This is a genomic window from Enterococcus camelliae (assembly GCF_042685105.1).
Classification (GTDB): Bacteria; Bacillota; Bacilli; order Lactobacillales; family Enterococcaceae; genus Enterococcus_G; species Enterococcus_G camelliae.
The window spans coordinates 1-665 of the sequence record NZ_JBHUMO010000066.1; the positions used below are offsets into that span (position 1 = coordinate 1).

Genomic DNA, 665 nt, shown 5'->3' on the forward strand with positions numbered 1-665 from the left:
AACTGAAACATACCAATACTTTCCATCAAAGCTGATTCGTGGGTTAGAATACTTCGTATTCACTGGCAACTGTTCGCTTGTTTTTACCCAACCAACTTTTTCAAACAAAACCAATTTAGTTTTTACTTTCAATTTGATATTGTCATTATAAAAAGCTGGCTTTGATTTCTTTCTTGACTTGAAATGTGGCTTTTCAGCCTTTAAACGACTTTTATCTGTCCTACCATCAAACCACTTTTTGTAGGCATCACATGCATCTTTTACAGCTTGCTTGGCTATATTGTTTGATACGTGATTTAACCAAGCGTATTTAGGACGTTGCTTCATTTTTGTGATGTGCTTTCGTAAATCGTTGTTACTGATGAACTTTCTGCCGAACCGATAGTTCATTTCTTGCATTTGTAACGTCCAGTTGAAAATCCAACGTGCAGTACCAGCCGATTGCCACAGTTGCTTTTCTTGTTCTTCAGTCGGGCGCAACCTTACTTTCTTGGCTCGTATCATCTTCCATCAACTCCTTAATCATCTTCTTAGCTTTATTCGCTCGTTTCCCTTGTAATTGGCAACTAAAAACAGTGACAATCTGAATTAAGTCCTCGACTAATTCCTGTTCTTCCGTCTTTTCTGTATTGTCAATGATTTCTATTTCTGTGCCATATTTATTA

At 37.0% G+C, this 665-nt stretch carries 1 protein-coding gene and 1 pseudogene; both read right to left on the bottom strand.

Going from position 1 to position 665, the window contains the following annotated elements:
* Positions 1-504: RNA-guided endonuclease InsQ/TnpB family protein (locus ACFSR0_RS10930; protein WP_379982673.1), on the bottom strand; the 504-nt coding region annotated here is incomplete at its 3' end.
* Positions 467-665, bottom strand: a pseudogene (locus tag ACFSR0_RS10935) (IS607 family transposase); the annotation flags it as partial. The pseudogene ACFSR0_RS10935 and the gene ACFSR0_RS10930, both read right to left, overlap by 38 nt.